The organism is Pseudomonas sivasensis (assembly GCF_052938085.1).
Genome location: NZ_CP176442.1, coordinates 3845656 through 3870440, shown reverse-complemented (window position 1 = coordinate 3870440; position 24785 = coordinate 3845656). Strand labels below are relative to the sequence as shown.

The 24785-nt window shown below is 63.6% G+C and carries 12 protein-coding genes; 11 read left to right on the top strand and 1 reads right to left on the bottom strand.

Annotation, left to right across the window (positions count from 1 at the left end; genetic code table 11):
- Nucleotides 1–168: 168 nt before the first annotated feature.
- From ACKZ62_RS17665 to ACKZ62_RS17615, 11 genes are all read left to right on the top strand, one after another.
- Complete coding sequence (locus tag ACKZ62_RS17665) at nt 169–12684, top strand: filamentous hemagglutinin family protein (RefSeq protein ID WP_447095598.1); 12516 nt, start codon at nt 169–171, stop codon at nt 12682–12684.
- Nucleotides 12685–13820: 1136 nt separating this feature from the next.
- Entirely contained in the window at nt 13821–14414 is a 594-nt protein-coding gene (locus ACKZ62_RS17660; RefSeq protein ID WP_447096969.1) for a transposase, read from the top strand.
- Nucleotides 14415–14473: 59 nt separating this feature from the next.
- Entirely contained in the window at nt 14474–16057 is a 1584-nt protein-coding gene (locus tag ACKZ62_RS17655; RefSeq protein ID WP_447096968.1) for a ShlB/FhaC/HecB family hemolysin secretion/activation protein, read from the top strand.
- A 24-nt stretch (nt 16058–16081) separates the two neighbouring features.
- Nucleotides 16082–17881, top strand: coding sequence for a DUF2341 domain-containing protein (locus ACKZ62_RS17650; RefSeq protein ID WP_447095597.1), 1800 nt, complete (start codon nt 16082–16084; stop codon nt 17879–17881).
- An 11-nt stretch (nt 17882–17892) separates the two neighbouring features.
- A complete protein-coding gene (locus ACKZ62_RS17645) occupies nt 17893–18318 on the top strand; it encodes an ExbD/TolR family protein (protein WP_016980095.1) in 426 nt (141 codons plus the stop codon).
- Between the two features lie 3 nt (nt 18319–18321).
- The gene (locus tag ACKZ62_RS17640) at nt 18322–19026 is read left to right on the top strand and encodes an energy transducer TonB family protein (protein ID WP_032885393.1); all 705 of its coding nucleotides are present in this window, start codon (nt 18322–18324) and stop codon (nt 19024–19026) included.
- A 42-nt stretch (nt 19027–19068) separates the two neighbouring features.
- Complete coding sequence (locus tag ACKZ62_RS17635; protein WP_122755900.1) at nt 19069–20769, top strand: putative porin; 1701 nt, start codon at nt 19069–19071, stop codon at nt 20767–20769.
- 18 nt (nt 20770–20787) lie between these two features.
- The gene (locus tag ACKZ62_RS17630) at nt 20788–21414 is read left to right on the top strand and encodes a DNA repair protein (RefSeq protein WP_447095596.1); all 627 of its coding nucleotides are present in this window, start codon (nt 20788–20790) and stop codon (nt 21412–21414) included.
- A gap of 20 nt (nt 21415–21434) precedes the next feature.
- Nucleotides 21435–21896: a YbjN domain-containing protein gene (locus ACKZ62_RS17625; RefSeq protein WP_032885390.1), complete on the top strand. Its 462-nt coding sequence runs from the start codon at nt 21435–21437 to the stop codon at nt 21894–21896.
- Nucleotides 21893–22834 (top strand): peptidylprolyl isomerase, encoded by a 942-nt coding sequence (locus tag ACKZ62_RS17620; RefSeq protein WP_032885389.1) that lies wholly within the window; start codon nt 21893–21895, stop codon nt 22832–22834. Before ACKZ62_RS17625 ends, ACKZ62_RS17620 begins: the two co-directional genes overlap by 4 nt.
- Before the next feature lie 51 nt (nt 22835–22885).
- Complete coding sequence (locus ACKZ62_RS17615) at nt 22886–23863, top strand: LysR family transcriptional regulator (RefSeq protein WP_122755901.1); 978 nt, start codon at nt 22886–22888, stop codon at nt 23861–23863.
- A 51-nt stretch (nt 23864–23914) separates the two neighbouring features.
- On the opposite strand, the gene ACKZ62_RS17610 is transcribed toward ACKZ62_RS17615, so the two are convergent.
- Nucleotides 23915–24781, bottom strand: a complete 867-nt coding sequence (locus tag ACKZ62_RS17610; RefSeq protein ID WP_032885387.1) for a LysR family transcriptional regulator — start codon at nt 24779–24781, stop codon at nt 23915–23917.
- Nucleotides 24782–24785: the final 4 nt, after the last annotated feature.

Genomic DNA, 24785 nt, shown 5'->3' with positions numbered 1-24785 from the left:
CCCGCAACCCCGATCAGCAACGGCCTGTGCCGTTGCTGATTTTTTTTGCGTTAGCAGCCCTTTATGAACTTTGCATGACAGAAGTTCAGTCCCGCCCCTCGCCAACCGCCTAACCCTCATACGTGAGCCTGTCTTGCTCCTGGCGATTACAAAGAAGGAAGATTCCCGATGGTCCGCTGCAAACCCACGCTCAAGCTGAATGCCCAGGGCTCGCACGCCCAGACTGTGTTGCGCCTCAAGCCTCTGGCTCAGGTCATTGCCTTGTTGGTGGTGGCGGGCAATGCCCATGCGGCGACGGCGTTCAGCCCAGCGTGGTTCGCGGCCAAGGGGGCGACCCAGGCGACGACGGCGGCGCGGATCAATGCGGGGCAGATGCCGTCGGTGCCGACGCTGAACCAGCAGGCGCGGGTCAACCAGCAGTTGGCGCGGTCCATCAGCACGCTCAACACCACGGTCGCGGCGATTGCGGCGCAGCAGGCGGCGCAGGCGGCGGGTCGGCAGGCGGCGTTCGGTCAGGTCTCGACGATTCCCGATGGCCTCGGCAAGGGCGGCTTGCAGGTGGACAACAGCCTGACCCAGGGCTGGACCAATGCCAAGGCGCCGACCCAGACCCAGGCGGGCGGCAAGACCACGGTGAGCATTGAGCAGACCGCCGACAAGGCGATCCTCAATTGGGAGACGTTCAACGTCGGTCGCAACACCACGGTGGATTTCCAGCAGCAGTCCACCTGGGCGGTGCTCAACCGCGTCAATGACCCTGAGGCACGCCCCAGCGAAATACAGGGCAAGATTCAGGGCGCGGGCACGGTGATGATCATGAACCGTAACGGCGTTGTCTTCAGTGGCACCAGCCAGGTCAATGTGCGCAACCTGGTGGCGGCTGCCGCGACGATCACCGATGACCAGTTCATCCAGCGCGGCCTTTATGTCGACACCAATGGCACTCAACCGACGTTCACCGACGCGGCGGGCAAGGTCGAGGTGCAGCGCGGTGCGTTGATCCAGACCCACAACGCCGCCACCTCCACCGACGCGGGCGGCTATGCCTTGCTGCTCGGCACCGAAGTGGAAAACGCCGGCACGATCATCACCGCCAAGGGCCAGACCACCCTGGCGGCCGGTGACAGCTTTTACATTCGCAAAGGGGTGGGCACGGCGGGCAACGAGCGTTCCACCACCCGTGGCAATGAAGTCGCCGCCAGCCTCAAGCCGGGCAGCAGCGCAGGCAAGGTGATCAACAACGGCCTGATCATGGCCTCCACCGGCGACGTCACCCTGACCGGGCACCAGGTTCAGCAAAACGGCGTGGTCCTGGCCAGCACTTCGGTGGACACCCGCGGCTCCATTCACTTGCTCAACTCGGCCAGCGACACCGGCGGCAGCGTCACCCTGGGGGAGGGCAGCACCACTGCAATCCTGTTGGACGCCAGTGGCAGCACCGCCCTCAACAGCCAGAAAGACAATGGCCTGATCAAGCTCGACGGCACGCCGGCCAACCTGATCACGGGGCAGTTCAACCACCTCAGCGCCGTGGCCGACCGCACTGACCAGTCGCGTATCGAGATCGTCAGCGGTGGCACCGTGGACTTCCAGAAAGGCTCGATCACCCTCGCCACCGGCGGCCAGGTCGCGGTCAGCGCCGGTCAACGCAGCCTGGTGCGCGATGGCGCGATGATCGACGTGTCGGGCGCCGTGGGCGTCAAGGTGTCGATGGAAGCCAACAACATCAAGATCAACGTACAGGGCAACGAGCAGCGGGATGCGCCGATCAACCGCGACAATGGGCAACTGATCAATAACGACGTGTGGGTCGACTTACGCGACCTGGTGTTTGTCCCGGCCGGCACCAACGGCTACGCCACCGATCGCTGGTACACCGCCGGTGGTCTGCTGGAAGTCGGCGGTTACCTCGGCACCCAGGGCCATTCGGTGGGCGAGTGGATGGCCCAGGGCGGCACCGTGACCTTTACCGGCAAAGATGTCGTGACCCAGCAGGGCGCGCAGATCAACTTGTCGGGCGGCACCGTGGATGTGCAAGGGGGCTACATCCGGCAAACCTGGCTCAAGGGCCCGGATCGACGGTTGTACGAGTTGTCCAAAGCACCCGGCGACATTCTTTATTCCGGTATCTACAAGGGCTATGAAGACACCAGTGTTCGCTGGGGCCAGACCGAGTACTACTACAACCCGATGATTGCTCCGCAGGGCCGTAACGAGGCCGGTTATACCGTGGGCCGTGACGCCGGCAAGCTGGTGGTCAGCACCGCCAGCGCAGTGCTGGAAGGCCAGATGATCAGCGCGGTGTTCCAGGGTGATCGCCAGACCCAGGCGCCGAACATCAACCTGGACGGTTACCAGCAATCCCAAAAAGCCATGGCCCAGCTCGCGCAGTTGATCATTGGCCAGTACACGCCGATCTACAACAAGACCACCGGCACCTTGCGCTACGCCTTGGGGGCGAACGCCGACGAGGTGTCGATCGAAGGCAGCCTGGAAAAAATCGCCGATGGCCTGGACCTCGCCACCGCGTTGCCCCAGGACCGCCAGGGCAAAATCCTGCTCGACAGCGAGCAGCTCAGTGGCAACCCGTTGGGCGCGATCAAGGTCGCGGCCAGGCAGCAGGTGACCGTCAATGGCGCGCTCAGCGTGGCCGACGGCGGCGACATCACCCTGTTCGGGCCGAGGGTTGATATCAACGCCAACCTGACAGCCCTGGGTGGCAGCATCAATGCGGGCAACATCCTCAGCCAGGTCAACCCGCTGAAAGCGGGCGAGGTCGAAGACACGACCCTGGCCGGTGGTTCGAGTGTGAGTGTCGCGGCCGGCGTCAAGCTCGACGCCCGTGGCCGCTGGAACAACCTACTGCTCGACCCGACCAACAGCACCGGCGTGGCGTATGTCAACGGCGGCAAGGTCTCGTTGCGCAGTTCGAACAACGTCAACCTGGCGGCCGGCAGTGTGGTGGATGTGTCCTCCGGTGCGACCCTCGGCGTCGACGGCAAGCTCACCGGCGGCAAGGGCGGCAGTGTGACCCTGGGCGCCCTCGGCGCCTTGGCGTTGGAGGGCGAGGTACGCGGCTTTGGCGTGAGTGGCGGCGGCACCCTGGCCTTGCAGGCACGCAAGGTGCAGATCGGCAACAGCGCGGCTGCGGTGGACAGCGACACCCTGAAACTGGCTGGCGACTTCTTCAATAAGGGTTTTTCGGCCTACGACATCACCGGCAACGAAGGGCTGATCGTCACCGACGGTACGCAAGTGGATGTGAGCTTGCCGACCTATCGTTTGGGCGCCCAAGCGTCCACCACGCCAACGGGCAGCGATCCCGGCACGGCCTTGGAGCAATGGACGCCACCGTTGTACCAGGAGGACGCGACCAAGGGCGTGCTGACCCAACGCCGTGGCGCCGGTTTGAGCCTCACCGCCGGTACGGTCTACGCCACGGCTGCGCAACTGGCGAGCACGGCCCTGACCGTGGGCCACGGCGCGGTGATCAACGTCGATCCCGGCCAGGCCATCAAGCTGCGCAGCATCGGCCAATTGACCCTGGACGGAACGCTCAATGCCTGGGGCGGCAGTGTCAGCCTGGGCGGTGTGACCACCGGCGCCTCGGAGGCGGTGAACGCCATCGGCCATGACCGCTCGATCTGGATTGGCGAACAGGCGTTGATCGACGTGGCGGCGCGGGCGGCCACGGCGGTGGACTACCGTGGCCGCACTTACGGCGTGGTGCGCGACGGCGGCACTATCAACATTGGCGGCTCGCTTGACCTGAACACCGGCCTTGCCACGGCCAGCGACATGTTCGTGGTCGTGCGCGACGGTGCGCGCCTGGACGCGTCCGGCACCCAGGCCTTGCTGAATATTCCAGGGCAGGGCGCGGTGCAGGTCGCCAGTAACGGCGGCAGCATCAGCCTGGCCTCCAACAATGGCCTGTACCTGGATGGCAGCCTGGTCGCCAAGGCCGGTGGCGCCGGCGCGGCGGGCGGTAGCCTTAACCTGGCGCTGGAGAGCCCGTATTACCAGAAAGCCGGGGTCACCGATCGGGTGCTCAAGGTCCGTGACCTGGTGTTGAGCCAGGTGCACCAACCGACCGCGCTGGGCGAAAGCTTGGAGTACGGGCATGGCCGCCTGGGCGTGGATCAAGTCACTGCTGGCGGCTTCGATAACCTCGCGCTGTTGAGCAATGGCTTATTGAGCTTTGACGGTGATGTGAGCCTGGACATGGGCCAGAGCCTGCGTCTTTACAGCCGTGGTTATGGCCTCAGTGAAAACGCGGCAGGCAACTCACGTATCAACCTGACGGCGCCGCACCTGTTGCTGGCGGGCTACCTTGCGCCTCCCGAGACAGGCAAGGATTTATACGTGCGTCCGGTGCCGGTGTTGCCGGCGCCATCCCAGCGTGCAACCGAGGCGCAGTTCAATGCCGACGGCGACCTCGTGGAAGTGCGCGGTAATGTGATCTTCGGCAATCGCAGCAGCCTGTACGGCGCCGACAATAGCCTGGCGAGCCTTGAGCGCCGTGGCTTCGACCAGGTCAACCTGACTAGCCAGGGCGATCTGCGCTTTCTGGTGGGCGCCTCCGCGAACGACATCATCACCGGTGTCAGTACCCAGTTACTGACCCAGGGCGACATGACCCTGCGGGCGGCGCAGGTGTACCCGAGCACGGAAGTCAGTGCCCGTGTCATCGCCGGTTACCTGGGCGAGTCATCGGCTGTGCAGGGCCTGACGTTTGACCCTTTACGCACGTTGACCATTGGCCGCGTCGGCAGCACGGACGCGCCCCTGCCGTATTCGGCGTTCGGACGCCTGCAACTGGGCGCTGCCACCGTCAAGCAAGGCGGTGTGGTGCGCGCGCCATTGGGCCTGATCGATATCGGCAGCATGGGTAGCAGCCTGGTGCAATTGCTGCCGGGCAGCGTCACCTCGGTGAGCGGCAAGGGCCTGGTGTTGCCTTATGGCGGCACGCTGGACGGGCAGGTTTACAAGTACAACGGCAAGACGGTGACATTCCTCGGCCAGGGCGGGCTGGCCAATACCAACAGCGACTTGAGCGTGGGCGTCATTCTGGGCGGCCAGTCGGTTGCGGTGCAGCCGGATGCCATCCTGGACCTGTCGGGCGGTGGCGAGTTACTCGGCGCCGGGTTTGTTTCCGGGCGCGGCGGTTCCACGGATTCGCGTTACAACCCGCTGGTGCAATTTGGTGCAAACGGCGGGTTTGTGTTGCCGGGGCTGTCCACCAACCCGATCTACGCCATCGTGCCGGGCGTGCAACCCGGCGTAGCGCCGGTGGCTGCGGAGGGCGGTGCCGTGGCGCCGCTGGTTGGCCAGCAGGTCACCATCGGCGCGGGTGTGCCAGGGTTGCCGGCAGGCACCTATACCTTGATGCCGTCGACGTATGCCTTGATGCCCGGCGCCTATCGCGTGGAGATCAATGGCCTGGCCGGAGTCGGCAGCGACGCCGCGACCACCTTGATGCGCAATGGCTCGTGGGCCACGGCCGGGCAGCTGTCGATTGCCCACACCGGGATCCGCAACAGCACTGCCAGCCAGTTGATCCTGACTTCGGCGGACACCCTGCGCCGTTATTCTCAATACAACGAAACCAGTTACGCCCAATTCGCCAAAGCCGATGCGGCCAGGTTAGGCGTACCGCGCCCCATGCTGGAAGCCGACGCCAAGACCCTGAAACTGGCACTGCGCCCCGGCCAGGGGGGCGACGCATTCTCCTTCGAGGGTATCGGACGTTTTGATGCCGCGACGGGAGGCTATGGCGGTACGGTAGCGGTACTGGACCCTGGCAAGCTCGGCATTGAAGTGATCGCGGCTGACGCTTCGGCTACCGCCGGTTTTTCCGGCATTACGCTTAAAGCCGACACCCTCAATGCCATCGGTGCTTCACGGCTGATGGTGGGGGGCATGACCATGGTGGAGTATGGCCAGTCGGGCAACTTCATAAGCCTGGCATCGGGTGTGAATGCCGCCGATAGCAACGTGACTTTACGTGCGGGCGCCACCCTTGCCGCGCCCGAAGTGTTCCTGGTGAGCAACACCGGCGCCATCGTGGTAGAGCAGGGCGCTTCGATCAACACCCTGGGGCGCGGTGCCGCCAGCTACGATGCCCGCGACGGTTTTATCTACCAAGTTGCCAATATGCTGGCCGTGTCCAACGGTTTGCTGAACGTGGTGAGTGCCCCTCAAGTCGGCGGTGTGACCAGCGGTGGTATCAACATCGGCGCATGCAGCACGAGCGTCTGCACCGGCCAGACCGGGTTGTATTCCGATGGCAGCATCGTGGCCCTGACCGACAGCACCTTCCAACTGGGCGACCAGGTGCGCTATGGCACTCGTCACCTCAACCTGGGCGTGAGCACCATCAACCTGGGCAGCGTCGAAGCCCTCGCCGCGGCGGCTGCCGCAAACCGCTTGCCAGCCGGCCTGACCCTGAACCAGGCGCTGCTCGACCGCCTGCTGCGCGGCGACACGCAATTGGGCGCACCGGCCCTGGAGACCCTGCAGTTGTCGGCGCGTGACGGTTTTAACTTCTACGGCAGCGCCAGCCTCGACACCTATGACCCGCTGACCGGCAAGTCGCTGCTGAGCAACCTGATGCTGTCCACCCCGTCCATCTACGGCGCCGGTGGTGCCAGCGATGTCGCGACCATTCACACCGCTAACCTGATTTGGCTGGGTGCTACCAACGCTCCCGGCGCGGTGGTGGCAGCCGGCGCAGGCACTGGCAGTGGGCGCCTGGATATCAATGCCGAGCGCATCGAGTTTGGCTATGGCGAATTTGGCCAGCCCAGCACTGTAAAAAGCTTCGACCGCCTGGCCCTGGGCTTTGCCAACGTTGCTCTCAATGCCAGCGAGCGCATCACCGCCAACCACAAGGGCAGCCTGTCGGTGTACCAGCGCCAGGGCGCCTATGACCCGGTCAGCGGCTTCCAGTACAGCGGCGGCAACTTGACCATTCGCACCCCGCTGATGACGGGTGAGGCCGGTTCGGTGAACACGATCAAAGCCGGCGGTGCGATCGATATCGGCGCCTCCGCAGGCCCCCGTGGCAACGCCAGCGGCCAGGGTGCCGCACTGTCCCTGCAAGGCGACAGCATCCGCGTGGCCAGTGCGGTGGTGTTGCCCAGCGGTAAAGTCAGCCTCAGTGCCCGTGGCGATGTGGTGTTGACCGACGACGCGCTGATTGACGTGGCCGGTCGTGGGATCACCTTCAACGATGTGACCCAGTACGGGTGGGGCGGCGATGTGCTGCTCGACAGCCGCAGCGGCAATATCCTGCAGGCGGCGGGCTCGATCATCGACCTCTCCGCCAAGCACAACCAAGCCGGCAAGTTGCGTGCGGTGGCCACGGATGCGGCGGGTGGAATCGTCGATCTGCAGGGCAAGATCCTCGGCAGCAGCAGTGGTTACTACAACGCCGGTGGCACCTCTATGCCGCAACCAGCCGGAACCGTGGAGATCCAGGCGCAGCGCCTGGGCAGCAGCGGCTCCCTAGACCAGCAGTTTGCCGACCTCAACCAACGCCTGAACCAGGGCGAAGTGTTCGGTGCGCGCAGCTTTCAGCTCAAGCAGGGCGACCTGACCATCGGCAACGGGCTTAAGGCCGGCACCGTCAGCGTGTCCGTGGACAACGGCAGCCTGCGCGTGACCGGCCTGGTGGACGCCAGCGGTGAGCGCGTCGGCAGTATCAACCTGGCCGGCAAGAACGGCCTCACCCTGGACAGCACAGCCGTTCTCGACGCTCACGGCAGCAAGCTGCGCGTGGACAGCTACGGCAAGATCATCGACTCGCCGAACCGCGCCACGGTGGTGCTGGGCTCCGGCAGCGGCCAACTGACCCTCGCCGATGGCGTACGCATCGACCTGCGCCACGGTACCGGCGCGGCTGCTGGTAATGACGGACGCAATCGCGGCACCCTGGAACTGAATGCACCACGGTTGGCAGGCAATGACGTGGCGATCGACGCCAGTGGACGCTTGACCATTCAGGGCGCGCGCTCGATCACCCTCAACGGCATGGCGACCTACGACGATGCACCCGAAAAAAGCGATCCGACCGCCAGTGGCAGGCCGTATCAGGAAATCACCCAAGGTTATCTGGATGCAAAACACGCCTTGAGCGAGGCCTTCATCAATGCCGCCCTGCTCAATACGAACTTGCTGGATAACAAGCTCGCCGGCTTGAATAACGCGACCTACGCCGACGCCTTCCACCTGCGCCCCGGTGTGGAAATCGTCAGCAAGACCCCGGACGGCGACCTGGTGGTCCAGGGCGACCTGGACTTGTCCGGTTATCGCTATGCCAGCCTCAACCCCAACAGCCAGAAGAACAATGCCGTCTACGGCTCCGGCGAGTCCGGCAGCCTGACGCTGCGCGCCGGTGGGGACTTGAACATCTACGGCAGCATCAACGATGGCTTCGCCAAACCGCCGGTGTCCGAGGATGACAAAGGCTGGGTGCTGCTGCCCGGTGTGGACTTCAGCGGCGGCACCATCGTGGTGCCGGGCAACGGTGTAACCCTGGCAGACGGTACGGCCTTCCCGGCGGGCAGCACGCTCAACTACGACCTGCCGATCAAAGGCCTGACGGTCGCCGCTGGCACCCGTTTGCCAGTGGCCGCGACCTTGGGCCAGGACCTGGTTCTGCCGGCGGGCAGCGTATTGGCGGCGGACGTGCGTGATGCCGGGGGCAACCTGTTGTTTGCCGCCGGTACGTTGCTCGCCGAGGCGCACACCCTGGTGGCAGGCACGCAATTGGGCGCCGGGACACTGTTGACCCAAGGCACCCGTCTGCAAGACATGATCTGGCCCAAAGGTGTACCGCTGCCGACGGTGCACGGGGCGAACCTGGCCAATAACATCGTGCAACTGAGTGGCAGCAAAGCCCTGCCGAAGGGCGCGCTGATCCCCGCCGGCACCGATGTGAAGTTGCCCAATGGGGCTGCCTCGGTGCAGTTGCGGGTTGGGGTGTCTGGCGACGCCGGTCAGGTGTGGGCCATCTCGCCGATGCTGGCCGAAGGCACCCAATCGTGGTCGTTGCGCCTGGTGGCGGGTGCCGACACCGAGGCCGCGGACAGCCGTCTGCTGCAAGCCCATCCGCGCAGCGGCGATATTCACCTGGCCGACAATCACTACGGCATGTATGCCAAGGAATTGCCGAGCAAAGGCGTTCAGACATGGACGGCCGAAGCGGTGGCGGTGCTGACCGAGGCTGGGTTGGACATCAAAGAGGGCGACCCCATCGACCAGCAATTGCTCGATGACTTGAGCCTGGGGTCGATCGAGGATTTCTGCGCCGGCGCGCCGGAGTATTGCGCGATCAAAGTGACCTACGTGTGGACGCAGCAAGCGGCTGACGATCTGTTGAACCAGTCCGGTGTGATCATCCCCGTGGGCGCGGTGATCACCAATGAGTTCCTCGCCAGCCTGGAGCTGCCTACGGTGGATGAAGTCTGCGCCCTGGCTCCCGAATATTGCGCGGCCCAGAGCACGACCGAATACGGGGCGACGCCTTCGAGTACACGCTTCAGTGTGATCCGCACCGGCCGCGGCGACCTGGAGTTGTTGAGTGCGGGCAACCTGAGCATGGATTCGCTGTACGGCGTGTACACCGCCGGTACTTCATCGACCGGCACGTTTTCGGGTGACCCGTACAACCAGCCCAACGCTCAACCGTCCGGCGCTGTGCTGAACGATCCGGGAAGCTACTTTGAGCAATTCGTCAACGGCTCACCCACCAGCCGCTACCGGGCCTGGTACCCGGAGGCCGGGGGCAATCTGACCCTGAATGTCGGCGGTGACCTGACCGGTAATATCACCAGCACTGCGACCAGCAATGCGCGTCCCAACCCCAAGGACGCCGGGGTGGACTCGGCCGCAGTCGGCAACTGGCTGTGGCGCCAGGGCAGTGGTGACGTGGCCACGGGCGGGCAAGCTCAACCCACCGCCTGGTGGATCAATTTCGGCAGTTACACCGCGACCACGGCGGCGGACAAAATGCTTGGCTTCACCGGCTTCGGCACCTTGGGTGGCGGCAATCTGGACGTGAACGTGGTCGGTGATGCCGGGGTCTTGGATACCTTGGGCTATGGCTTCAACAACACCACTGTAAACCCCCACAGTCAGGGCCTGGCCCTGGCGGTCGGCAGCACGGGGCGGATCGCCAGCGATGGCAGCCAGCAGTTGACCGGCGGCGGCGATTTGCGCGTGCGCATCGGTGGCGCGCTGAACCCGGCCAGCGTGGCCGCGACTGCGGACCATCGTGATGGTGTGCTGGTCAACCTGCGCGGCGATGTGCAACTGCGCAGCACCAGCGTGGGCAGCGTCGACATGCTCTACGGCAGCATTTCCCCCACCCAGAGCCCGGGCGAAACTCGCGCGTTCGACCCATTGGTCGCGACCCGTGGCGTTGCCCGTGGTGGCATGACCCTGGTGCCCGGTGATGCCACGTTCAACCTGCAGACCCTGGGCGACTTAGTGGTGCAAAACGTCGAAGACCCGGGCCGGGTACAGCTTTCGCACGTATCACCCTTTACCCAAGACGCGAAAGTCGGCAGCGGTTCAAGCTGGTTTACGTTGTGGACTAAAGACACCGCGATTGATCTGTTTTCACTGGGCGGCAACCTCACACCCTTCACCCGCTCCGAAGCGACGGCCGACCTGGCGGTGGTCTACCCGTCCATCCTTAACGCTACCGCAGCGGGCGGCAGCCTGTACTACGGTAAAGCCGCGCAGACGCAGACCAACGGTGACAGCGCCTACAGTTATCCCTTGCTGTTGGCGCCTGGGGAAAACGGCCAGTTGCAGTTCCTTGCCCAAGACTCGATCTACGCCGGCGGCATGCCGGTTAGCCAGTCCGGCACGGCGAACAGTGCGATGGCGACGCCGTGGAATCCTGCGTACCAAGGCCGGGTTGGCAACGCCGTGGTCGCCAGCAACCTGTCGGTCACGGGTAACGCGGGCAACCTCTCATTGTTCGCATTCGGGTCTGGCACCACAGCCGCTTCATCTGCGGGCAGTGCTGAACCGGCGCGGTTTTATGCGATGGACGGCGACCTTGTCGGGGTGAGCAGTGGTCGGATAATCACGTTCCAGAAGACACCCGGGTCAGTGCATGAAGGTGAGACCTGGTATGAAGGGAATGGCGCGGTCCGCATGATGGCTGGGCGGGATATCGTCAGCAGTGGTCGTACCTTTGGCACTGATGGTTTTACCGTCGCGTCGCCAAGCGACAATCTGTTCATTCATAAAAACACTCAGGACATCTCCATCGTGTCTGCCGGGCGCGACATTCTCTACAGCAACTTCCAGGTAGCCGGCCCCGGCCTGCTGGAAGTGTCGGCCGGGCGCAATATCCTGCTGACAGGCACGGGCGGCGAGCACAGCGTGACCAGTCTCGGCGCGGTGTTGCCGGGCGACAACCGCCCTGGCGCGAGCATCGTCATGCAGGCCGGTGTCGGCGCCACCGGACCGGATTACCAACGGTTCGTCGAGAGCTACCTGAACCCGCTCAACCAGGCACAAACGGGCGAGTCCTTGCAGGGCGGCAAAGTGGCCAAGACCTACGAGGACGAACTGGCCACCTGGCTGGCCGAGCGCTTCGGGTTTGCCGGCGACAGCGAGCAGGCCCGCGCTTACTACGCTGCATTACCCGCTGAGCAACAACGGGTGTTTGCCCGTGACGTGTATTTTGCCGAACTCAAGGCCGCTGGCCGCGAGTACAACCAGGACGGCGGCGTCCGCGAGGGCAGCTACCTGCGTGGCCGTGCGGCGATTGCCGCGTTGTTCCCGACCAGGGACGTGGCCGGCAACCCGATCACTTACCAGGGCGACATCACACTGTTCAACGGCTCGGGCGTGCACACCAATGCCGGTGGGTCGATCCAGATGCTCACCCCCGGCGGCGGCCAGACCTTCGGCATCGAAGGCGCGGCGCCACCGTCCACGGCGGGTGTGATCACCCAGGGTGCCGGTGACATTCAGCTGTATTCCATGGGCAGCATCCTCTTGGGGCAGAGCCGCATCATGACCACCTTTGGCGGCTCGATCATGGGGTGGACCGCCGAGGGCGACATCAACGCCGGTCGCGGCTCCAAGACCACCGTGGTGTACACACCGCCCAAGCGTGTCTATGACAACTGGGGCAACGTGGGCCTGTCGCCGTCGGTGCCGAGCACCGGTGCGGGGATCGCCACGCTGAACCCGATCCCGGAAGTACCGGCGGGAGACATCGACCTGATCGCGCCGTTGGGCACCATCGATGCGGGCGAGGCGGGGATTCGGGTGTCGGGTAACGTCAACATCGCGGCCTTGCGGGTGGTGAACGCGGCGAATATCCAGTCCCAGGGCAAATCGTCTGGGGTGCCTGTAACGGCCTCTGTCAATACCGGCGCCATGAGCTCGGCCAGCGCGGCGGGGGCAGCGGCCTCCCAGGCGGCGGAAGATGCGGCGCGCAGTCAGCAGGCGGCGGCCAAGCAGGGCAGGGCTTCGATCGTGACGGTGGAAGTGCTCGGGTTTGGGACTGAGCCGGTGCAGCGTGGGGTTGAAGAGGGGCAGAAGACGTCGGGGTATAACCCCAACAGCCCGGTGCAGGTGCTGGGCGCGGGGCCGCTGAGTGAACAGGCGCGGGCGCGGTTGACGGACGAGGAGAGGAAGCAGATTTCGTTGTAGTTGGGTTGGTAGGGCCTCTCGTTGGACTTTTGGGGTGATCTTTGATTGCCCCGTTTTTTTTGGGGCTTGGTGGGTGTACATATCCATTGGTTAGGTAACGGCGGCTTAGGGTTCCGCTCTTACAGCGGGTCACTTTTGTAAAGGCACAAAAGTAACCAAAAGGCCTTCGCCCCACCACTCGGTGCCTCGCTTAGGCTCGGCATGCTCGTAATCCGACATTGATTTGGGGGGCCGCCGCCACGCGCCATCCATGGCGCAGGGCAGCTAAACCGGCATCCCTGCCGGTTTACCCCCCAAATCAACGTCGAATTCCGGCCATCGTGGTTGACGGGGCGATTTCCGATCAAAAGCAAGAGCGCGGCGGCCTTAGAGCCGACCGGGTTCTCAGGTCGACCTCATTTCAAATGTGGGAGGGGGCTTGCTCCCGATGAGGGTGTGTCAGTTGATGCAGTTGTGACTGACCCACCCTCATCGGGAGCAAGCCCCCTCCCACAGTTTGATCTCCATAGATCAGACAGATAGGTTCTAGCCTGCTGTCCTGCTGTCCTGCTGTCCTGCTGTCCTGCTGTCCTGCTTTTGCTCTGCTTTTGCTCTGCTTTTGCTCTGCTTTTGCTCTGCTTTTGCTCTGCTTTTGATGTGCTTTTGATCTGGCTCTTACATCCTTTTCGCTGACGAAGTCAGCGGTCTGTTGATCTGCGCTTTTGATCTTGATCTCAGGCGCCCCGTCAAACACGCTGGCCGCACGCAGGCTTGAATCCGTGGGTAACCCGGCAGGACGCCGGGTTAGCCGCGCTGGGCCATGGATGGCCCATCGCGGCGGCCCACGGATTCAAGCCGGAGTGCGGGCACACCGAGCCTAGGCGAGGTGCCGAGTGTTGGGGCGAGAGCCTTTTGCTTACTTTTGGGCTCTTCCAAAAGTGAGTCGCTGTAAGAGCGAAACCCTAAGCGGCCCTTACCCAAATAACGGATATGTACTCACCCCACCACCCCCCAAAAAACCCAAAAAATGAAGCTTTCATGACAAAAGTTCGGTAGCCAACCCTTGCCCCCGTCTCTCCTGTGTAACGCGCTCAAGAACACCACGAAGGTGTTCTTAAAGCCGCCAGCAGGACGCCAGGAGTGGGGCAATGGGATCTATGGAACGTTATTCAAAAGTCGGCATGCAGGAGCTCGACCAGCGCCTGTCAAAGATCGTCGAAGCCGCGCGCAAGAAGCCGGTGTCGGTCTATCGCTATGGCGCACCCTGGGTATGGATCGTCTCCCAGGACGATTGGCAGGGCGCCGTGAAGGAAGTCTCCAGCTACATCCCCGCAGGCCATTCCCTGGTGCTACTGCGCCCGCAGATCGACGACGTCCTCGACCAGCACCGCGACTGTCTGGTGGCCGAGCCCTCGATGTTGATCGCACCGCAGACCGTGCTGCAGATCCTGCTGCTGCAACTGCTGTACTCGGTGCCCAGCGAACAGCAACTGCACGAACAGCTCAACTACAACCTGCTGTTCCGCTGGTTCGTCGGCCTGGACCTGAACCAGAAGGTCTGGAGCATTCACGTACTCACCCGCGATATCGCCACGCTGCTCAACAACCCTCGGGCGGTACAGCTCATCCAGAAAATCATCGGTGACGTGTTTTGTGGCGCCTTGCTGCACATGCCGGAGTTCTCGCTGAACTTCGCCTTGCTGCACACCTGGCTGGCACGCCACGGCAACACCTCGATCGCCAGCAATTGAGCCGGCCGAACGCCGTGCCAGTGGCGGCGGCGAACACTTATAGAACGTCAGGGGGCGGTGTGGAGCATCTGTTCAAATCAACGCTGGTGCTGTGCTGCTTGGCGCTGGGGGCCATGGCCCAACCCGCGCTGGCGGAGGACGCAGCGCCGGCACGCAAAGTGGACGTCAACGAGTACTTCGTGCGTGGCAATACCGTGCTTGATGCGGCCACCATCGAGGAGGCGGTGTACCCGTTCCTGGGCCCGCAAAAGACCCTCGACGATATCGAAGGCGCCCGGGACGCCTTGCAGAAGACCTACCAGGCGCGCGGTTACCAGTCGGTGTTTGTCGAGTTGCCGGAGCAGAAGGTCGATGACGGCATCGTCTATCTGCAAGTCAGCGAAACCAAGGTCGGCCGGGTGCGTGTGGTCGGCGCCAAGCATTACTCGCCGGTGGAAATCCGCGAGCAAGTGCCGGGCCTGGAGGAGGGCGCGGTGCCGGATTTTTCCACGGTGCAAACCCAGTTGGCCGGGCTCAATCGCAGCACCGGGCGCCAGGTTACGCCGCTGGTGCGCGAAGGCCAGCGGCCCGGCACCATGGATGTGGATTTGCAGGTGGAAGACCAGAACCCCTGGCACGCCAGTATCGGCCTGAACAACGATTACAGCGCCGACACCGAGAAGCTGCGCTCGGTCGCGACACTGGGTTACGACAACCTGTGGCAACTGGGCCACAGCATCTCCCTGACCTACTTCACCGCACCCCAGGACACCGACAACGCCAAGGTCTGGTCAGGCGCTTACAGCGCGCCGCTGGATGAGCGCTGGACTTTGCAGTTCTCCGGTTACCAGTCCGACAGCAACATCGCCACCATCGGCGGCAGCAACGTACTCGGTAAGGGCCACTCCTATGGGGTGTCGGCGATTTACAACCTGCCGGCCGCCGGCAATTGGGCCAATTCCTTCTCGTTCGGTATCGACTTCAAAGACTTCGACGAGCAGATGAGATTCGGTTCCAGCAGCGATCAGGTGCCGCTCAAGTACGCGCCGTTCACCCTCGGCTACAACGGCTATCGCTACACCGAACAGTCCCAGTTGGGGTTGGGCCTGAACCTGGTGGTCGGCACCCGTGCGTTCTTTGGCTACGGCAGCGACGCCGAAGAGTTCGATTACAAACGCTACAAGGCCAGCGCCAGTTTTGCCGTGCTCAAGGGCGACCTGAATTACAGCTACACCTTCGCCAACGATTGGCAGTCGGCGTCCAAGGCCGGCTTCCAATTGGCCTCGGGGCCGCTGGTGTCCAACGAGCAGTATTCCGCCGGCGGCGCCACTTCGGTGCGCGGCTACCTGGCGGCCGAACGCACCGGCGACGAAGGCTTGCTGCTGTCCCAGGAGCTGCGCACGCCGTCCCTGGCCAAGTTCCTCGGCAGTTATGTGCAGGAGTGGCGCTTTTATGCGTTCGCCGAAGGCGCGCGCCTGCGTCTGCACGACCCGCTGCCCGAGCAAGAAGACGAATACAGCCTGGCCAGTGTCGGCCTGGGCACCCGCGCCAGTTTGAGCAAATGGTTGTCCGGCAGTCTGGATTGGGGCTACCCGCTGCTCGATGGACCGAACACCCAGAAACAGGATTCGCGACTGCACTTCAGTGTGCAGGCGACGTTCTGACTTTTTCTTCCGGAGACTTCACCCATGCAACGCCTATTTCTGAGCCTGTTGATCTGCCTGGGCTTCGCGCTCCCGGCCACCGCCCACGCCTGGTGGCAGGACGATTGGCACTACCGCAAACAGATTTCGGTAGACACCACCGCCCAAGGCGCCGCGATCAATCAGGCCTTGGGCCGTACCGCACTGCTGGTGCGCTTGCACACCGGTAATTTCACCTTTGACGGGGTCAAGGACGACGGCGCCGACCTGCGCTTTGTGAGTGCCGATGACAAGACCGTGCTCAATCACCAGATCGAGAGCTTTGATCCGTTGATGGGCATGGCGCTGATTTGGGTCGACGTGCCCAAGGTCGAAGGTGGCCAGCGCCAGGACATCTGGATGTACTACGGCAACCAGAAGGCCCCGGCCACCGCCAACGGCCAGCTGACGTTTGACCCGAATTACACCGCGCTCTATCACTTTGACGGCGCCAATGCCACGCCGCCACGGGACACCACGGCCTATGCCAACACGGCGCTGAACGCCACCGGCGCGAGCATCGACGGCGTAATCGGCCGCGCCTTGCAGTTTGGCGGTCAGCCGCTGTTGCTGCCGGCCAGCCCGTCGCTGCAACACGCCGCCGGTGGAGCGTTCACCGTCAGCGCCTGGTTGCGTCTGGACCAGGCCAGTGGCGAACAAATCGTCCTGGCCCGTCGCGACGGTGCCCACAGCCTGTTGCTGGGCTTGAATCAAGGCGTGCCGTTTGTGGAAATCGACGGCCAGCGCGCTGTCTCGACGCAGCCGTTGAACCCCGGCCAATGGCAGCACTTGGCGTTCACCGCCGAGGGTGAAAAAGTCGCGCTGTATGTGAATGGTCGCGAAACCGCGACGCTCGCCGTCGCATTGCCGGCCTTCAATTCCCAATTCGCCATCGGTGCCGACCTGCCGGAAGCAGGCAGTACGCACTTGCCGTTCGCTGGTGCGATGGATGAGCTGCGCTTGTCCAAAGTGGCGCGCCCGGCCGCACTGTTGCTGGCTGATGCCAGTGCCCAGGGCGCCGAGTCGAAACTGGTGGCTTACGGGGTGGATGAAGAACAGTCGGGCATGGGCTTCGGCAGCCTGGGCTTTTTGCTCAACGCCGTGCCGGTGGATGCCTGGGTCATCATCCTGGTGCTGGTGGCGATGATGTTCCAATCGTGGGTGATCATGCTGCGCAAGAACCGTCAGGTCAGCCGTGTGAGCAGTGCCAACGAGGTGTTCCGCGAGCACTTCGCGCAGATCGGCACCCGCCTGGAAATGTACGCCGACGACGCACAACTGAGTGAGCGGCTGACCCATTCCTCGCTGTGGCGCCTGTACCTGGTGGCGGTCAAGGAGATCCGCACGCGACGTGCCCAGGGCGCTGACACCTCATCGGTGTCTGCGGCCACCATCGAAGCCATCCGCTGTTCCATGGACGGCGTGCGCACCCGTGAGAACCAGGCCCTCAGTTCCAAACTCTCGACCTTGTCCAACGCCATTGCCGGCGGCCCGTACATCGGCCTGCTCGGTACGGTGCTGGGGATCATGGTGGTGTTCCTCGGCACGGCCATGGCCGGTGACGTCAACATCAACGCCATCGCCCCCGGTATGGCGGCCGCCTTGCTGGCCACGGCCATGGGCCTGTTCGTCGCGATCCCCGCGCTGTTTGGCTACAACCGCCTGATCACGCGCAACAAGGAAGTCAGCGCCGACATGCGGGTGTTCGTCGACGAGTTCATCACCCGCCTGGCGGAGATGCACGGCGAGAGCCAGCACAGTGAAGCCGCGCACCGTCGCGAACATCACGCATCGGTTCCGGCCTGAGGAGAATCGCCATGGCTTCCGTAAATACCTCCCACGACGATGACGATGATGCCGCTGTCGACAGCATCAACATCACGCCGCTGGTGGACGTGCTGATGGTGGTGTTGGTGATGTTCATCCTCACCGCCACCGCCCAGGTGTCGGGTATCCAGATTCACCTGCCCAAGGCCAGCGCTTCGGTGTCGTTGTCGGAGGCAAAGACCAAGGCCATTTCCGTCAATGACGGCGGCCAGGTGTTCCTCGACGCTTACCCGGTGACCCTCGGCGAGCTGGAAGAGCGCCTGCGCATCGAGAAAGCACTGAACCCGGATTTTCCGGTGATCGTGCGCGGCGACGCCATGGTGCAGTACCAGAAAGTGATCGAAGTGCTCGACCTGCTGCGCCGATTGGAGCTGTCCCAGGTCGGGTTGGTCACCGGCAAACCGAGCCAGGGCTGAGTCATGACTGCACAGATCCCGATCACGCCGTTGCCGGTCAAGAAAACGCCGAAGCTGCGCCCGCTGAAGTGGGGCGCCGGCCTGCTGCTGGCGGCCGTGGCGGCCTGGTTTTTATGGCAGTGGGCCAATGACATGAGTGGCGTACGTCGCGAAGCGCCGAAGGTGCCGACGATTATTCCGTTGCCGCCACCGCCGCCGCCACCGCCTGAAAAGCCCAAGGAACCAGAGCCGCAAGTGGAAGAAAAAATCCCTGAGCCAGTCCCTACTCCAGAACCGGAAGAGGTCAAGCCGGCCGAGGAAGCGCCGCCTTCACCGGCCGATGACCTGGCCAACCCGATGCAGATCGATGGCGACGCCCAGTCAGGCAACGACGGTTTCAACATTGGCGCGGGCAAGGGCGGCGGCATGGCGGGTTCCGGTGGTGGTGGACTCGGTGCCGGCACTTATAAGCAGTACTTGGCCGGGGTGTTTCAACGCCTGCTGCGCGAAGACCCGGAGTTACGCAAGAAGGCTTACACGGTGCAAGCGGACTTGTGGCTTGACGCCGAAGGCGCGGTCACCCGTGCGCAGTTGGCCAAGTCCAGCGGCGATGCAGACACCGATGCCCAGGTCCTCGCCGCCTTGCGTGCGCCCCATGCCACGCAACGGGTGCCGGCCTCGGTGACGATGCCGGTACGCCTGTCCCTCAAGGGTCGGCGTCCAGATTGATCGAATGCTTTTTCAATGGTTTTTTACAGGAGTTGCGTACACATGATTTCCCCCGTGAATCGACTGACCCTGGCGGTTGGCATGGTCATCGCGACCCTGGTCGGCCAGGCGGCGGCTGCTCCGGTTGCCCCTTCGGAAAACGTCACCATCAACCTGATCCGCCTGCTGGTGCAGCAGGGCGTGCTGACCCAGGACACCGCCAACGGCCTGATCGCCCAGGCCGAAAAAGAAGCCTTGCAGGCGCGCCAGGCCAATGCGGCGCCGTTGGTTGCCAGCGGCCCGGCCGCAGCGCCTGGGGATGTGCGGGTGCAGTATGTGCCGCAAGCGGTGCGTGATCAGATCCGTGACCAGGTGAAGGCTGAAGTCATGGCCACCGCCAAGCAGGAAAACTGGGCCCAACCCAACACCTTTCCGGATTGGATCTCACGGGTGAGCTTTGATGGCGATATCCGTTTACGCGACGAATCTCGGTATTTTTCGGGCAAGAACGACGACACCATCACCGACTACGCCAAGCTCAACGATTCGGGCCCGTATGACGTCAATCCTGGCACCAATACGCGTTTCCCGCCGTTGCTCAATACCCGCGAGGACCGTGAGAACCTGTTCCGCCTGCGCGCCCGCCTGGGCATGAAAGCGGTGATTTCGCCGGAATGGACCGCCGGCATTCGCCTGGGTACCGGTTCGGACAATAACCCGGTGTCCACCACCCAGACCCTGGGCGGTGGTTTCGGCAAGAAAGACATCTGGCTCGACCAGGGTTACCTGAGCTGGAAAGCCTCCGACGCGGTGACGCTGACCGGCGGGCGTATCGGCAACCCGTTCTATTCCACTGACATGATGTATTCCAACGACCTCAATTTCGACGGCGTGGCGGCGATTTTCAATCACAGCCTCAACAGCGAGTGGGGCCTGTTCGGCACCCTTGGTGCGTTCCCGGTCGAGTACACCTCCGACACTGCCAGCAGCAACGGCGTCGACAAGCAGGACAGCGAGACCAAATGGCTGTTTGGCGGGCAGATCGGCGCGGACTGGAAGATCAGCCGCAGCAACAAACTCAAGCTGGCCGCCGCGTACTACCAATTCCAGGACATCGAAGGCGAACGTTCCAGCCCGTGCTCACCGTGGGCAGGCCAACCCGGTTGCGACACTGATGGCTCGCGGGTGGCGTTTATGCAAAAGGGCAACAGCGTGTTCAACCTGCGCAACATCACGCCTAACCCGGCCACACCCGGCCTCACGCCGGAGCCGCAATACGTCGGCCTGGCGTCCAAGTTCAATGTGCTGGACCTCAACGCGGTCTGGGACAGCGAGTTGCCCAGCGACTTGAAGCTGCGCAGCCAGGGCAACTTCATTCACAACCTGGCCTACGACAAGGGCGAAATGCTCAAGCGCAGCGAAGGCCAGATCGTCAACAACCTCAACAGCGACGGCCAGTTTGAAAGTGGCGGCAATGCCTTGATGGTCTCGTTCACCCTCGGCAGCGCGCTGGAGATGCGCAAGCGTGGCGATTGGAACGTGCTGGCCGGCTACAAATACATCCAACCCGACGCCTTGCCCGACGGCTTCAATGACTCCTCGTTCCACCTGGGCGGCACCAATGCCAAGGGCTATTTCATTGGCGCCAACTACGGCATCGAAAAGAACATCTACGCCAGCGCACGTTGGTTGAGCGCCTCCGAAGTCTACGGCCAGCCGTTTGAAGTGGATGTGATGCAACTGGAACTCAACACGCGCTTTTGATGCGCAGGGAGATGCCACATGAACACGCGAATCTGCGGGCTGTTGTTGCTGTTCGTCGCCAGCGGCGCTTGCGCCGAAGGCATGGAGGAACGCCTGCGTACCCAACTGCGCAGCACTACCCAGCAATTGCAGGCGTTGCAAAGCGAGCAGGCCCAGGCCACTGCCGCGCGCATCGCCGCCGAAACCCAGGCCAAGCAGGCCCAGGCCCAGATCAAGCAGTTGACGGCTGAGCTGGAAAAGACCCGTGGCCTGGCCGAGCAACTGGCCGGCCAGCAACAAAGCCTGCACAGCCAGGCGCAAGCCCAGGTGAATGCGAGCAACGAGCAGATTGGCAAGTTCAAGAAGGCCTATGACGAGTTGCTGGTGCTGGCCAAGGGCAAGGAAACCGAGCGTGCGCGGTTGCAAGCGCAATTGAGCGAACGTGACACACAAGTGCAGCAATGTTCAGTCAAGAATCAACAAATGTACGGCGTGGCCCAGCAGTTGCTCGCGGCCTACGAAAAAATCGATGTGGCTGAGGTGATGAGTATTCGCCAGCCGTTCGCCAGCAGCGCGCGGGTCAAGTTCGAGGAACTGGCCCAGGGTTTTGGCGACGATTTGTACAAGAGCCGTTTTGATGCGCCCCAGGCGGGCGTCACCCACTGATCGACAAGGAAGAACAGACCATGAGCGAATTGATCACCAGCGTTAGCGTCCAGAGCCTCACCGAGCTGTTGCAGGAAGCCGGCTACCGGGTCAACCAATCCGAACAGAACGGCATCGTGCAGTTGCTCAGCGCCAGCCAGGGCATCGGCTTTGCCGTGCGTTTCGGCAACCCGGCGGCGGAGCAGGGCAGCTATGTGGACTTCACCTACAGCTGCGCGCTGCGGGTCCAGGGCGAATTGCCCGAAGGCTTGGCCCAGGTGTGGAATGCCTCGCGCCGTTTTGCGCGGTTGTCGGTGCAGGGTGAATTCCTGTTGATGGAAATGGACGTGGTGGTGGCCGGCGTCGGCGCCACGCACCTGCGCAGTCAGTTGGAATTGTGGGACCGTCTGTTGCAGGAATTCATTGTCTACCTGCGTGAATACAGCCAGCACGCGGCGCAATTGCAGGCCGCTGCGGTTGGGGAAGAGGCGCCTGTCCTGTGAAAAAGCCGACACTGATGGTCGGCGCGGGCGCGTTGGCCCTGCTGGTGGTGGCAGTGGCGTTGAGCCTGCGACCGGGCAGCGACCCGGTGGCGGCGCAACAACCGGCGCCGGTGATCAGCCCTGCGTCAACCGGGCCGGCGGTTGCGCGCCTGGGCAACCAGCAGATCGACCTGCCGGAACTGAAAAACGTGCTCGCCAGCCTGCCGGCTGAGTCCCGCGAACAATTGCGTGGCAACCGTGGCGCCCTGGAAACCTGGATCCGCTCGCGTCTGGCGCAAAAAGCCGTGCTGGAACAGGCCGACGCCCAAGGCTGGCGCCAGCGCCCGGAGGTGGAGCAACAGACCCGCGCCGCCACCGAGCAGATCGTGTTTCGTGACTACATGTTGTCGGTCAGTAAAGTCCCGGCCGATTACCCCAGCGCTGCCGAATTGCAACAGGCCTACGACAGCGGCAAGGCGCAATGGGTGACGCCGCCGTTGTACCGGGTGAGTCAGATTTTCCTCGCCGTGAACGACCCGCAAACCCTCGATGCCGTGCGGCGCCAGGCCCAGGAGTTGAGCCGCAAGGCCCAGGCCGCGCCAGCCGATTTTGCGGCCTTGGCCACGCAGTTTTCCCAGGACCCGGACAGCGCCGCGCGCGGAGGTGATTCGGGGATGCAGCCGTTGCAGCAACTGGTGCCGCAAGTGCGCGAGGCGGTGTCGCGACTCAAGGTCGGCGCGGTGTCGGACGTGGTGCAGAGCCCGGCGGGGTTCCATGTGCTGAAGTTGATCGGCCAACAACCGGCGCGCACCGCCAGCCTCGATGAGCTGCGTGAACGCCTGACCCAGGCCCTGCGTGCCCAGCGTCAAGAGCAAATCGCCAAGGCTTACCTTGAAGGCATGCTCAACACCGCGACCTTGAGCATCGACGGCGCCGAGTTGAACAAAGTATTGGAGTAATACCCGTCCACCCGCATTGGATGCCCAGACCAACAAGACAGGGAGTCTCAAATGGCATTACTGGAACCGTCCGGCCCTCAGGGCACCGCCGCCTATCCCGCGGCGGCCGAGCCGCGCAGCCATTGGCTGGCCCTGGCCCATGAGATTGACCCGGAGGTGGCGCGCTACTTTCTGGTGAGCGCGCGCTGCGGCTGCTTTATGCAGGCGGCGCGCAGCCTGAACATCAAGGCGACGCTGCTGCGCAAGCGTCTGGCGCAACTGGAAGAGCACTTGCGGCACGTGTTGTTCAGTTACCAGGGCAATGGGCTGGTGCTCAGTCGGGACGGCCAGCAATTGCAGGCGCAACTGATCGCTCTGGCCCATGAACGACGCCTGCCGGTGGTGGAACAGCCGCTGATCCGCGTGGCGGTGGCCGAACCGATCCTGCATGACATCCTCGGCCGCGATTTGATCGCCTTGCTGCGCCGCAACGCCAGCGTGCGCCTGGAGATCATCTCCATCGACAGCCAACTGTCCCTGCAAGCGGTGGACGTGGATGTGGTGGTGTGGCTGTCGGACAGCGACAGCCCGATGCCCGGCCCGGGCTTTGTCACCGAACCGCCAAGGGCCCTGGCGCGCCTGCAGTACTTGCCGCACATTGCCAAGCGCTACTCGCGGCTGACCACGCGCCCGGACAGCGTGGAAGACCTCGCTGACTACATGCTGGTGCAATGGCAACCCGATGCGCAGGTCGAGGCCTTGCAGCCATGGAACCACGTGGTGGAGCAGCGCCTGGCCGCCGTGGTGCAGGTGCATGCGTATTCGCTGATGCTGGAGATGATCCGCTGCGGCGCCTGCATCGGGTTGCTGCCGCACTACATGAGCAGTTTCGACCGAGGTCTGGTGGCCTTGCCGGGGTTGTTGGCCGAGAGCATGCAGCGCCAGGTGTGGCTGGCGGTGAATGCGCAGGTGGAGGATGCCGAGGCGGTGCAGATGATTGTGGCGTTGATCGTCAGTACGTTCGAAGGCCGCCGCGAGTGGTTTGATTGACTGCACATGTTCAATGAGATGGCCCGTAGCAGAGGAATTGCGGGGCTGGTTTCACCGTTGCAGCACACCACGAAAGGTTGCGCTCAGGGCGCGCAACGTTTCCCTGGAGCGTGCGTCACTGATACGGCTGTAAAGCACCACTTCACTGACGGGCAACGCCGGCAACCCATATTGCTCGCTCACCTCCACCGCGCCAGCGGGTGCCACGCGGTGGGCGAGGGCGGCGACGCCGAGGCCGGCGCTGACTGCCGCACCCACGGCCATCACACCGCCGCCGACGAATACTTCGGTCCAGTCGATGCACGCCGCATCCAGTGCGCGTGTGGCCAAGTGGCGAACGCCGCAGGGCGCGGCCATGGTCGCCATGCGCAGTGGCGTGCCGGCGCTGTGCTGCCAGGTGGGCGCGGCGAACCAGCCAAAGCGTTCCACCACCAAGACTTCGCCGTCCTGGCGGTCGCCCTCGTTGCGCACGATGACCGCGTCCAGCTCGTTGCGATCGAAGGCCGCGACCAGGTCGCGGGAGGAGGCGATGCGCACTTCGAGGATCACCAAAGGGTCATAGGCGGCCAGGCGGCTGAGCCAGGCCGGCAAGTCCGGGCCGGCGACATGGTCGCTGATGCCGATCACCAGGCGACGCGGTGCGTGGGTGCCCATGTCGCCCAGCGCGCGTTCATGGGCGTTGAGCAGCGCACGCGCGGCCACGATGAACTGCTCGCCCTGGGGCGACAGCCGCACATGCCGTGGCGTGCGCTCAAGCAGACGATAGCCGAGGCGCTCTTCAAGGCGCTTGAGCTTAAGGCTGATCGCGGCCTGGGAAGTGTCGAGGGCCTCGGCGGCACGGGTGAAACTGCCGAAATCGGCCACCAGTACGAAGGCGTGCACGGTGTCGATGTCCAGAGGTTTGAGCGCGTCAGTCATATCA